We start from the raw sequence: 11,848 nt of genomic DNA on the forward strand, positions 1-11,848 counted from the left end.
CATGGCCGAGGCCTACATCGTCGAAGCGGTCCGCACGCCCGTCGGGCGGCGCGGGGGAGGGCTGAGCGCGGTCCACCCGGCCGACCTCGGCGCGCATGTGCTGAAGGAGCTGATGCGCCGCTCGGGCGCCGACCCGGCCGCCGTGGAGGACGTCGTCCTCGGCTGTCTGGACGCCGTCGGGCCGCAGGCCGGGGACATCGCGCGGACCTGCTGGCTGGCGGCCGGGCTGCCCGAGGAGGTGCCGGGCGTGACCGTCGACCGGCAGTGCGGCTCCTCGCATCAGGCCGTGCACTTCGCCGCGCAGGCCGTACTGTCCGGCACCCAGGACCTGGTGGTCGCCGGCGGGGTGCAGAACATGTCGATGATCCCCATCGCCTTCGCCACCCGGCAGGCCGCCGAACCGCTCGGGCTGACGCAGGGCCCCTTCGCGGGCAGCGCCGGCTGGCGGGCGCGGTACGGGGACAAGCCCGTCAACCAGTTCGTCGGCGCCGAGATGATCGCCGCGAAGTGGGGGATCAGCCGGCAGGACCAGGAGGAGTTCGCCCTGCGCTCCCACCAGCGGGCGGTGCGGGCGATCGACGAGGGGCGCTTCGGCCGCGAGACCGTGCCGTACGGCGAGGTCACCGCCGACGAGGGCCCGCGCCGGGACACCTCCCTGGAGAAGATGGCCGGGCTCACCCCGGTCCTCGACGGCGGCACCGTCACCGCCGCCTGCTCCTCGCAGGTCTCCGACGGGGCGGCGGCGATGCTGCTGGCCTCCGAGCGGGCCGTGCGCGACCACGGGCTCACCCCACGCGCCCGCGTGCACCATCTCTCGGTGCGCGGCGAGGACCCGATCCGGATGCTCACCGCCCCGATCCCGGCCACCGCCCACGCCCTGAAGAAGACCGGCCTGGCCATCGACGACATCGGTCTCGTCGAGATCAACGAGGCGTTCGCCCCGGTCGTCCTGGCCTGGCTGAAGGAGACCGGCGCCGACCCGGACCGGGTCAACGTCAACGGCGGTGCGATCGCCCTCGGGCACCCCCTCGGCGCGACCGGCGTCAAGCTCATGACGACCCTGCTGCACGAACTGGAGCGCACCGGCGGCCGGTTCGGCCTGCAGACCATGTGCGAGGGCGGCGGCCAGGCCAACGTGACGATCATCGAACGGCTGTGAGCCGCGTCAGCGTCTCGTCGGCCTCCTTCATGATCCGCTCCACCAGCTCCGCACACGACGGCAGGTCGTCGATCAACCCGGCGACCTGCCCGGACGCCATCACCCCCAGGTCCGTACGGCCGTCCACCATCGCCGACCTCAGCAGCATCGGCGTGTTCGCGGCGAGCAGCACCTGACTCCAGGACAGGTCCTTGCCGTGCTTGAGGGCCAGCCCGTCACGGACCAGCTGCCGCCAGGTCAGCCCGGACAGTCTGCGGAATCCGGCCGCCCTGCGCACGGCCTGCACCAGCGCCCCGGCCCGGCCGGCGTCCTCCAGCGCGGCCACCAGTTCCGTCCGCAGCATGCGGTGCGGGAGCCCGTCCACCGCCCTGGTCACCGTCACGTCCTTCACGGTCGCCGCGAGGTACCTCGCCTTCACCGCGTCCGGCACGGTCGAGTCCGACGTCAGCAGGAACCGCGTGCCCATCGCCACGCCCGCCGCCCCGTAGGCGAGGGCCGCGGCCAGCCCGCGCCCGTCGAAGAACCCGCCCGCCGCGACCACGGGTATCGGCACCGCGTCCACCACCTGCGGCAGCAGCACGGTGGTGGCCACCTCGCCGGTGTGCCCGCCGCCCTCTGCGCCCTGCACGAGCACCGCGTCCGCGCCCCACGCCGCGACCTTCTCGGCGTGCCGCCGCGCCCCCACGGTCGGCATGACGACCACACCGGCCTCCTTGAGCTCGCCGATCAACTCCCGGGAGGGGGCGAGGGCGAAGGAGGCGACGCGGACGCCCTCCTCGATCAGGATCCGGACGCGGTCGCCCGCGTCGGCGGCGTCGGCGCGCAGGTTCACCCCGAACGGCGCGTCGGTCCGGGCCTTGACCTCCCGTACGGCCGCGCGCAGCCGGCCGGGCGTCATCGTCGCGGAGGCCAGGATGCCGAGGGCGCCCGCGTTCGCCGTGGCGGAGACCAGACGGGGACCCGCCACCCAGCCCATCCCGGTCTGCACGACCGGATGACGCACCCCGGTGAGCCGGGTGAGGGCCGTCCCCCTCACGAGGCGACCTCCCGGGCCCGGGCCCCGGCCGGGTCGACGACCTCGCGGATCAGCCGGAGTTCCTCACCGGTCGGTTCCCGGGTCGCCGGCACCTCGTCCGGCACGGTCAGCTCGAAGCCGGTCGCCTCCCTGACTTGCTCGACCGTGACTCCCGGGTGCAGCGAGGCCAGCCGCATCGAGCGGTCGGGGGTGGCGAAGTCGAAGACGCCCAGGTCCGTGACGACACGTGGGATCCGGTGGAAGCGCGCGCCGGCCGCATGGTCGTAGCCCACTCCGCAGACCATGTCGACCCGCTCGACGAACACCCGCCGGGAATGCTTCGGGATCCAGTAACTGGTGGGATTGTTCAGGGTGTTGACCGGCGCGCCGCGTACCCCGAGCAGCTGCCGCCGCGGCCGCTCCCAGTCGCCGATGCACGAGATGTTCTGGTTGCCGAACCGGTCGATCTGGCTCGCGCCCATCATCACGTGCCGCCGCCCGCCGGTGACCCAGGCCAGATGCTCGCGGTACGGCAGCCAGCCCTCGGGCGTCCCGTCCGGGCGGACGAGCATCGCCTCGCCGTCGGTCAGCAGCAGGTCCGGCGCGAAGGCGAGCCGGGCCAGCCGGGCGCCGATCGAGGGGATCAGCCCCATCGGGCTCGCCAGCACCTCGCCGTCGTCCCGCCAGGCCTCGGCGCAGGCGATCACGCAGTACTCGGCGCGGGTGGGTCCGCTCATGTCCCCTCCCGCACGGCCGACTGGTACGTCTGCTCGTCCCCGGCGAGGAACCCGGCCTCGAACTCCGGCCAGGGCGTGGTGGCGTAGGTCTTCTGAAAGGCCTCGTCCCGGCCGTAGTCGGGCGCGCAGGACGTGAAGTGCGCCCCGTTCGGGGCCTCGACGACCCCGGTGACGGTGTGCCGCTTGACCAGCAGGGTCTGCGGCGGGCCCGCCTTCGCCAGCTCGGCCGTGCCGACGATCCGCTCGCAGCTCAGGTACGCCGTGTCGGCCGCCGCGCAGAACAGGTCGTCGAAGTACGGGTCGGGGCCCAGGTACTGCCCGTTGCCCGACCGGTCGGCGCGGTTGACGTGCACCAGGGCCGCGTCCATCCGCAGGGCGGGCACGGCGACGAACGTCTCCCCGTCCTCGTACGGCGAAGTGACCGTCCGCAGAGCGGGGTTGACCCGCATCACGTCCGAGCCGAGCCCGGACCGCACCGGCAGGAACGGCAGCCGGTTCGCCGCCGCCCGCAGGCCCCACAGGAACATCGCCTCGTCGATCTCCGTCAGGTCGAAGGCGCCCCGCTCGCGGGCCGCCCGGTAGTGCGGCTCCAGGGGGATCGAGTCGAGGGTGACGAAGGCCGTGACCAGTTTCCGGATCCGCCCGGCGGCTGCCAGCATGCCCACGTCCGGGCCGCCGCAGGAGACGACCGTGAGGTCGGTGATGTCCGACCTGAGCAGTGCTCTCACCAGGGCCATCGGCTTGCGGCGCGAGCCCCAGCCGCCGATGCCGAGGGTCATGCCGCTGGACAGCCGGGACACGGCCTCGTCCGCCGACATCGTCTTGTCCCTCATCGCGCTCCTTCCCGCCCCGAGTCGCCGAAGGTGCCACGGACCCGTGCGCCCACCCCGCTGAGGCCCGCCTCGAAGGTGAAGCCCTGCTCGAAGCGGTAGCTGCGGCGCACGTCCACGGGGTCGATGCCGTTGAGCGCGGCCTTGGCCAGGCGGAGCAGCCGGCCGTCCTTGGCGGCGATCTCCCGGGCCAGCTCCAGGGCCGCGGCGCGCAGTTCGGTGCGCGGTACCACCCGCCACACCGAGCCGTGCGCGTGCAGGTCGGCCGCGCTCGCCGTGCGCGCCGTGTAGTACAGCGCGCGCATCAGGTGCTGAGGGACCAGCCGGGCCAGATGCGTGGCCGCGCCCAGGGCGCCGCGGTCCAGCTCGGGCAGCCCGAACACCGCGTCCTCGCTCGCCACGATCGCGTCCGCGTTCCCCACGAGGCCGATGCCGCCGCCCAGGCAGAAGCCCTGCACCGCCGCCACGACCGGCACCTCGCACTCGTAGACCGCCGCGAAGGCCTGCGCGCAGCCGCTGTTCGCGCCGAGCAGTGCGCTGTGCTCCCGGTCGTCCGCCTGCAACTCCTTGATGTCCACACCCGCGTTGAAGCCACGCCCCTCGGCGGCCAGCACCACGCACCGGACCTCCGGGTCACGTCCGGCCGCGCGCACCGCGTCGGCCAGGGCGTACCAGCCCGCCACCGGCAGGGCGTTCACCGGCGGGAAGTCGACCGTGACGACCGCTACGCCCTTTTCCCCGCACGAGGTGGAGACACCCATGGCCGCATCAGCTACCTTTCCACCAAACGTTTGTTAGGTGGAAAGGTAGCAGCGCATGGAGCTGGACGGGAAGGTCGCCGTCGTCACGGGCGGGACCCGTGGCGTCGGCGCCGGCATCGCGCGTGCCTTCGTACGGGCGGGCGCCGAGGTCGTGGTCTGCGCCCGCCGGCCCCCGGAAGCCCCGCTCCCCGGAACCGAGTTCGTGCCGCTGGACGTCCGGGACACCGACGCCGTCGGACGCCTGTTCGCCGGTCTGCCCCGGCTGGACGTCCTCGTCAACAACGCGGGTGGCGCGCCCCACCGGCTGCTCACCGAGGCCGGGGCGGACCGGCACGCGCGCGTGGTGGAGCTCAACCTGCTCGCGCCGCTGGCCGTGTCCCTCGCCGCGTACGACCGGCTCCGGCGCGCCGGAGGCTCGATCGTCATGATCGGCAGCGTCAGCGGCGGCCGCCCCTCGCCCGGCACCGCCGCCTACGGCGCCGCCAAGGCGGGCCTGGAGAGCCTCGCCCGCTCGATGGCCGTGGAGTGGGCGCCCGACATCCGGGTCAACACCCTCGTCGTGGGCATGGTCCGCACGGAACTGTCCCACCTCCACTACGGCGACCAGGACGGCATCGACGCGGTCGCCCGCACGGTCCCGCTGGGGCGTTTCGCCCAGCCGTCCGACGTGGGTGCCGCCGCGGTGTTCCTGGCGTCCGACGCCGCCGCGTACATCAGCGGGGCGAGCCTGCTGGTGCACGGCGGCGGGGAGCGGCCGGCGTTCCTGGACGCGGCCACCGCCGACCACACGCCCGTCGCGGGCCAGGGAGAGCTGACATGAGCGGTATCTGCGCGGACCGGGTCGTCGTCGTGACGGGCGCGGGGCGGGGGCTCGGCCGGGCCCACGCGCTCGCGTTCGCGGCCGAGGGGGCACGGCTGGTCGTCAACGACCTCGGGGTGGGGCTCGACGGCACGCCCGGACCCGACGGTCCCGCCGCCCGGGTCGCCGCGGAGATCCGCGCGGCGGGCGGCGAAGCGGTGCCGCACGGCGGTGACATCGCCACGCCCGAGGGCGCCGCCTCACTGGTCCGGACCGCCCTGGAGACGTACGGCCGGCTGGACACCCTCGTCAACAACGCGGGCTTCCTGCGCGACCGGATGCTGGTCAACCTCGACGAGGACGACTTCGACGCCGTCGTACGCGTCCATCTCAAGGGCCACTTCCTGCCCCTGCGGCACGCGGCCGCGCACTGGCGGTCCGAGGCGAAGGCGGGCCGCCGCCCCGAGGCCCGGATCATCAACACCAGCAGCGGCGCGGGCCTGCTGGGCTCGGTCGGGCAGGGCAACTACAGCGCCGCCAAGGCCGCGATCGTCGCCCTGACCCTGGTCGCCGCGGCCGAACTGCGCCGCTACGGAGTCCAGGTCAACGCGATCGCCCCCGCCGCCCGGACCCGGATGACCGAACGCACCTTCGCGGACACCATGACGGCCCCCGGTTCGGGCTTCGACGCCATGGCCCCGGAGAACGTCTCGCCCCTGGTCGTCTGGCTGGGATCCGCCGCGAGCGCGGGGGTGACGGGCCGGGTCTTCGAGGCGGAGGGCGGCCGGATCACGGTGATGGAGGGCTGGAGGCCGGGCCCGAGCACGGACAAGGGCGGACGGTGGACCCCGGCCGAGGCGGGCGAACAGACCCGGAAACTCCTGTCGGAGGCGCAGACACCCGGAACGGTCTACGGGTCTTAGAGACCGCGCGAGCACCTGTCACTGCGACTGGGCCGGGCCGGGGTTCCGGGGCGGGCCCAGCACCCCGCGCGCGCCCTACGTGTCGCACTCCAGCATGCTCCGGCACAGCGCGCACCGCGCCCGGACCCGCCCCCGCACCGGCACCCTGATCCGCTGATGGCACGTGGGGCAGGGAAACGACACCCGCAACCGTCCGTCCCCGTCGGGGGAGAACGCGTACCGCACCCCCTGCCGGGGCGGGTCCGCCGACGCGTGCCGCCGGTCCCGGGCGTACCGCCGCCGCCCCGCCCACCCCGCCGCGGTCAGCGGCGGCTGCCGCTCGTCACGGCGGGCCAGCTCCATCCCCTTCCCGTACGCCGTGTACGCCTGCGCACTGGTGAACCACACCGACGGGTCCTCCCCGAAGAACAGCGCCCGCTTGGCCAGCACGTACCCGAACTCCTCCGGCGTGAGATACCCCAGCTTCTGCGACGACGCCCCGTCCTCCCGGTACGCGTCCAGCAGCAGCCACCCCGCACCCAGATACGTCGTCGCCGTGTCCGTGAGGATCTCGTTGTCCCGGACGCCCGGGAAGGACAGGTCGAGACGATGCAGATACACGTGCATCACCTCGTGTGCGAGAGCCGCCCCGATGTCCCGCCGATGCGTACGGAACCGGTCGTTCAGCTCCACGAAGTACTCCGGCCCGGCCGTGAGCTCCACGTTCGCCGCGTGCCGCATCTCCCGGAAGCCCACGATCAGCCGGGCGTCCGGCAGCCGGTAGTGCCGCACCAGCTCGTGCGCCACCCGCTGCGCCCCCAGATGCAGGTCGTCGGTGTCGCAGAACGCCACGTCGGCGGGGACCACACTGGTCGCGAACGTCTGGACGGTGTCGTACGACAGTCGCCTGTACAGCGCCGTGATGGCGGCCCGCACCGTCTCCAGATGCGGGTAGCCGTGCTCGACCGGCCCGTCGTTCGCCACGCCTCACCCCCAAGACGCCCCTGAACCCGGTTCCACTGTACGAGGAGCGACCCGCCGCGGACGGACGCCGCACGGCGAAAACCGGTCGTCGCCGCCCGGCGCCTGCGGCAGAATCCGGGCCGTGACCAGCGAACAGCACTCTGTCGCCGCCTCGCTCCGGGTGGGCGGCCAGGACGACGACCTCGAAAAACGGCTCGACGAGGAGCTGACCGCCTTCAACACCGCCGCCGCCGGCGGAGCCGTCACCGAGCCCCTCTCCGTCCGCGTCACCGACGGGACCGGCGAGCTCGTCGGCGGGCTCACCGCCTGGACCTGGGGCACCCTGTGCTCGGTGGACCTGCTCTGGGTGCGCGAGGACCAGCGGTACTCCGGCTGGGGCGGCCGGCTGATGCGCGCCGCGGAGGCCGAGGCCGCCCGGCGCGGCTGCACCGACATGATCGTCTCCACATACAGCTTCCAGGCACCCGGCTTCTACCCGAGGCTCGGCTTCCGGGAACGGGCCCGCATCCCGGGCGTCCCCGGCGGTCACCAGGACGTCTGCTTTCACAAGCAACTCCCACCGCCGAAGGATGAGACGGCCGGTGGCCACCCGGCGTGATCCCCGTAGGCTGACGCCCCATGACCACCAGCAACACCGGTTCCCGTGACGTCGACCCCGCCGTCCGCGAAGAGCTCGCCCGGCTGCGCGCCAGCATCGACAACATCGACGCGGCCGTCGTCCACATGCTCGCCGAGCGCTTCAAGTGCACCCAGCAGGTCGGCCACCTCAAGGCCGAGCACCAGCTGCCGCCCGCCGACCCGGCCCGCGAGGCCCGCCAGATCGCCCGGCTGCGCGCGCTCGCCGAAGACGCCAAGCTGGACCCGGCCTTCGCCGAGAAGTTCCTGAACTTCATCGTCGCCGAGGTCATCCGCCACCACGAGCGCATCGCGGACGAGGCGCTCAACGGCTCCGCGACCGCCGGTAACTGACCTCGGGGGAGTGACACGGCGCCCCGGGCGGGGCATGCTGCGCTGTGCACAGCATGTCAGCTGACGAGCACTGCGCGTCAGCGTCCCGGACTACTCTGGTCCTCCACGAGGGAGGGGGCGTCGGGCCATGCCGTCGGATACCAGGATCCTCATCGTCGACGACCACGAGGACACGCTGTACGCGCTGGAGAGCGCCCTGGCCCCGCTGGGCTACCTGCTCGGCCGCGCCACCAGCGGCGACGAGGCACTCAAGCAGGTGCTCCGCGGCCAGGTCGGCCTGCTGCTGCTCGATGTGCGCATGCCCGGCGTCAGCGGGCTGGAGGTCGTGCGCTACATGCGGCGCGTGGAGCAGACCCAGCACATCCCCGTGATCCTGCTCACCGGCTTCGGCGCCGACCACGAACTGACCACCACCGCCTTCGGGCTCGGCGTCGCCGACCTCGTCATGAAGCCCGTGGACCCCTGGACGCTGCGCACCAAGGTCCGCTACCTCTACAACGCCCACCGGCGCCATCTCGCCCTGGAACGGGAAGTGCACCGCCTGCGCGCCCTCGTCGCGGAGCACACCGAGACCACCGCGCACCTCCGGCCCGGCCTGCCGCATCCCGACGCGCGCGTCCCGGCGCAGCGGCCCATGGGGGCGCACGCCGGGGAGCTCGAAAAGGACCGCACCTAGACCGGACATTGGGCACGTACCCGATCCGCCTCTGTGCCTTGCCGACACCATCAGGCAGCATGTCACGCATGTCCGTACTGACGCGCGACGAAGCGCAGACCCGAGCAGAGCTCCTGGCCGTCCACCGCTACACGATCGAACTCGACCTGACCGGCGGAGACGAGACCTTCGGCTCCCGCACCCTGATCAGGTTCGATGCCCGCGTGGACGGGGACACCTTCGTCGAGCTCAAGCCCGCCGAGCTGCGCTCCGTCACCCTCGACGGACACCCCCTGGACCCGGAAGCCCTGGACGGCAACCGGCTCGCCCTGCCCCACCTCACCGCCGGCGAGCACGAACTGCGCGTCGACGCGCGGATGCGCTACTCCCGCACCGGTGAGGGCATGCACCGCTTCACCGACCCCACCGACAACGAGACCTACGTCTACACCCAGCTGTTCCTGGACGACGTCCAGCGGGTCTTCGCCGCCTTCGACCAGCCCGACCTGAAAGCCGTCTTCGAGCTGTCGGTGAAGGCCCCGCAGAACTGGACCGTCCTCTGCAACGGCATCACCGAACAGGCCGACGGCGTATGGAAGGCGGCCCCCACACCGCTGATCTCCACCTACCTCGTCGCCGTCGCCGCCGGCCCCTGGCACTCCGTGCGCACCGAGCACCGCGGCCTGCCCTTCGGCCTGCACTGCCGCCGCTCCCTCGCCCCCTACCTGGACGCCGACGCCGACGAACTCCTCGACATCACGCGCGCGTGCTACGACCGCTACCACGAGAAGTTCGACGAGCCCTACCCGTTCGACTCCTACGACCAGGCCTTCGTCCCCGAGTTCAACGCCGGCGCCATGGAGAACCCGGGCCTGGTCACCTTCCGCGACGAGTTCGTCTACCGCTCAGCCGTCACCGACACCGAACGCCAGACCCGCGCCATGGTCATCGCCCATGAGATGGCCCACATGTGGTTCGGCGATCTCGTCACCCTCAAGTGGTGGGACGACATCTGGCTCAACGAGTCCTTCGCCGAGTACATGGGCTACCAGACCCTCACCGAAGTGACCCTCGGGGGGTCTGGGGGGACTCCCCCCAGAAAATGGGGCACCGACACCTGGACCGACTTCGGCGTCACCCGCAAGTCCTGGGGCTACGACGCCGACCAGCGCCCCTCCACCCACCCCGTCGCGCCCGAGGCCGTCGACGACACCGCCTCCGCGCTGCTCAACTTCGACGGCATCTCCTACGCCAAGGGCGCCAGCGCCCTGCGCCAACTGGTCGCCTGGCTCGGCGAGAAGGACTTCCTCGCCGGCATCAACACCCACTTCGCCCGGCACAAGTTCGCCAACGCCACCCTCGCCGACTTCATCGACAACCTGGCCGGCGCCACCGACCGCGACGTCCACGCCTGGGCCGACGCCTGGCTGCGCACCACCGGCGTCGACACCCTCACCCCGCGGGTCACCCCCGGCGAGCACGGCACCTGCGCCCTCACCGTCGACCGCGCCGGCAGCCGCCCGCACCGCATCGCCGCCGGCCTCTACGACCGGGACCTCGGCGACGACGGCGGCCAGCTCGTCCTGCGCGAACTCCGGCACCTGGACCTCCCGCAGACCGACGCCCACCCCATCGGCAAGCGGCCGGCCCTGCTCCTCCTCAACGACGGCGACCTCAGCTACGCCAAGGTCCGCTTCGACCCCGAGTCCTTCGAGACCGTCCGCAAGGAGCTGTCCGGCCTGCCCGCACCGCTCACCCGCGCGGTCGTCTGGAACGCCCTGCGCGACGCCGTCCGCGACGGCGAACTCGCCCCCGGCGCCTACCTGGAGACCGCCCGGTCCCACCTCCCGCTGGAGACGGACCTCGCCATCGTCCAGGGCGTGCTGGCCTTCGCCTCCGCCTACATCACCGACCGCTACCTCACGCCCGAGGAGCGGCCCGCCGCCCTCGCCACCCTCTCCGACCTGTGCCGCGACCTCATCCGCCGCACCGAGGACGGCGACAACCCCGGCCTGCGCCTGATCGCCGTACGCCAGCGCATCGACGTCGCCGCCCACCCCGACACCATCGCCGCCTGGCTCGCCGACGGCACCGTCCCCGGTGGCCCGGAACTCGACCCCGAGCTGCGCTGGCGCGTGCTCGCCCGGCTCGCCGTCCTCGGCGCGACCGACGACGCCGCGATCGCCGCCGAACTCGAACGCGACCCGAGCGCCACCGGCCAGGAGGGCGCCGCCCGCTGCCGGGCCGCCCTGCCCGACCCGGAGGCCAAGGCCCGCGCCTGGGAGGCCATGTTCGGCTCCGACGACCTGTCCAACTACCTCTTCACCGCCACGGCCCGGGGCTTCTGGCAGCCCGAACAGGCCGACCTGGTACGCGAGTACGTCGGGCGCTACTACGCCGACGCGGTCGCCGTCGCCGACCGCCGGGGCCCCGCCATCGCCGACGCGGCGGGCCGCTGGGCCTTCCCGGCGCACGCCGTCGACGCGGACAACCTCCGCCTCGGCGAGGAGTGCCTGCGCGACGCCGGCCCGATCCCCGCGCTGCGACGCAAGCTCGTCGACCAACTGGACGACCTGGCAAGGGCGTTGCGGGTCCAGGGCGTCGGCGAGAACTAGGACCGCCGACGGAGGGCGCCCGCGGGGCGGCTGGTCCCTGTCGCCGATGCGGCGGACCAGTCGCCCTTCCTGGCCTCGGGAAGACATCCCACCGAGCCCGAGGAGCCCTCCATGATCGCAGTGACCGGTGCCACCGGAAACGTCGGCCGCGCCCTGGCCGAACGCCTCGTCACCGCCGGCCGGCCCGTGCGGGCACTGACCCGCGACCCCGAGCGGGCCCGCCTGCCCGCGGGCGCCGAGACGGTACGACTCCAGTACGACGACCCGGCCGCCCTGTTCGCGGGCGCCACCGAGCTGTTCCTGTACGTCCAGGCGGGCGGCGACCACACCCCCGGCCTGCTGTCCTCCGCGATCATAGAACCGGGCGCCGACGAGACCCACCCATCCACGTCATGCACGCCACCGCCGAACGGCAGGTCCGC

12 protein-coding genes and 1 pseudogene are annotated in these 11,848 nt (G+C 73.1%); 8 read left to right on the forward strand and 5 right to left on the reverse strand.

Annotated elements, in window-relative coordinates; translation table 11 throughout:
- Position 1: 1 nt before the first annotated feature.
- Positions 2-1,159, forward strand: a complete 1,158-nt coding sequence (locus G3I77_RS04950; RefSeq protein ID WP_248501309.1) for an acetyl-CoA C-acetyltransferase — start codon at positions 2-4, stop codon at positions 1,157-1,159.
- On the opposite strand, the gene G3I77_RS04955 is transcribed toward G3I77_RS04950, so the two are convergent.
- Genes G3I77_RS04955 through G3I77_RS04970 form a run of 4 tightly spaced genes read right to left on the reverse strand, consistent with a single transcriptional unit; the run spans position 1,143 to position 4,502 of the window.
- On the reverse strand, positions 1,143-2,195 hold the full coding sequence (locus G3I77_RS04955; RefSeq protein WP_308311358.1) for a nitronate monooxygenase: 1,053 nt from the start codon (positions 2,193-2,195) through the stop codon (positions 1,143-1,145). The genes G3I77_RS04950 and G3I77_RS04955 overlap by 17 nt on opposite strands.
- Complete coding sequence (locus tag G3I77_RS04960; RefSeq protein WP_248501310.1) at positions 2,192-2,911, reverse strand: CoA-transferase subunit beta; 720 nt, start codon at positions 2,909-2,911, stop codon at positions 2,192-2,194. The genes G3I77_RS04955 and G3I77_RS04960 overlap by 4 nt, the downstream gene beginning before the upstream one ends.
- The gene (locus G3I77_RS04965) at positions 2,908-3,744 is read right to left on the reverse strand and encodes a CoA transferase subunit A (protein ID WP_248501311.1); all 837 of its coding nucleotides are present in this window, start codon (positions 3,742-3,744) and stop codon (positions 2,908-2,910) included. The genes G3I77_RS04960 and G3I77_RS04965 overlap by 4 nt, the downstream gene beginning before the upstream one ends.
- Entirely contained in the window at positions 3,741-4,502 is a 762-nt protein-coding gene (locus tag G3I77_RS04970; protein WP_248501312.1) for an enoyl-CoA hydratase family protein, read from the reverse strand. The genes G3I77_RS04965 and G3I77_RS04970 overlap by 4 nt, the downstream gene beginning before the upstream one ends.
- A gap of 55 nt (positions 4,503-4,557) precedes the next feature.
- Here G3I77_RS04970 and G3I77_RS04975 point away from each other — a divergent pair, with 55 nt between their 5' ends.
- Together G3I77_RS04975 and G3I77_RS04980 are read left to right on the forward strand one after the other, a co-directional pair.
- Positions 4,558-5,322, forward strand: coding sequence for an SDR family oxidoreductase (locus tag G3I77_RS04975; RefSeq protein ID WP_248501313.1), 765 nt, complete (start codon positions 4,558-4,560; stop codon positions 5,320-5,322).
- On the forward strand, positions 5,319-6,224 hold the full coding sequence (locus G3I77_RS04980; protein ID WP_248501314.1) for an SDR family oxidoreductase: 906 nt from the start codon (positions 5,319-5,321) through the stop codon (positions 6,222-6,224). The genes G3I77_RS04975 and G3I77_RS04980 overlap by 4 nt, the downstream gene beginning before the upstream one ends.
- Before the next feature lie 75 nt (positions 6,225-6,299).
- Here G3I77_RS04980 and G3I77_RS04985 read toward each other — a convergent pair whose 3' ends face one another.
- Entirely contained in the window at positions 6,300-7,187 is an 888-nt protein-coding gene (locus G3I77_RS04985; RefSeq protein WP_248501315.1) for a hypothetical protein, read from the reverse strand.
- Positions 7,188-7,308: 121 nt separating this feature from the next.
- On the opposite strand from G3I77_RS04985, the gene G3I77_RS04990 reads away from it, so the two are divergent.
- From G3I77_RS04990 to G3I77_RS05010, 5 genes and pseudogenes are all read left to right on the forward strand, one after another.
- Positions 7,309-7,785 (forward strand): GNAT family N-acetyltransferase, encoded by a 477-nt coding sequence (locus G3I77_RS04990; protein WP_248501316.1) that lies wholly within the window; start codon positions 7,309-7,311, stop codon positions 7,783-7,785.
- Positions 7,786-7,805: 20 nt separating this feature from the next.
- On the forward strand, positions 7,806-8,156 hold the full coding sequence (locus tag G3I77_RS04995) for a chorismate mutase (protein WP_248501317.1): 351 nt from the start codon (positions 7,806-7,808) through the stop codon (positions 8,154-8,156).
- A gap of 127 nt (positions 8,157-8,283) precedes the next feature.
- Positions 8,284-8,832, forward strand: a complete 549-nt coding sequence (locus tag G3I77_RS05000) for a two-component system response regulator (protein WP_248501318.1) — start codon at positions 8,284-8,286, stop codon at positions 8,830-8,832.
- Positions 8,833-8,900: 68 nt separating this feature from the next.
- Positions 8,901-11,426 (forward strand): aminopeptidase N, encoded by a 2,526-nt coding sequence (pepN, locus tag G3I77_RS05005; protein WP_248501319.1) that lies wholly within the window; start codon positions 8,901-8,903, stop codon positions 11,424-11,426.
- 111 nt (positions 11,427-11,537) lie between these two features.
- Positions 11,538-11,642, forward strand: a pseudogene (locus G3I77_RS05010) (NmrA family NAD(P)-binding protein); the annotation flags it as partial.
- Positions 11,643-11,848: the final 206 nt, after the last annotated feature.

The sequence above is a fragment of the Streptomyces sp. D2-8 genome, assembly GCF_023184515.1.
Lineage (GTDB): Bacteria > Actinomycetota > Actinomycetes > Streptomycetales > Streptomycetaceae > Streptomyces.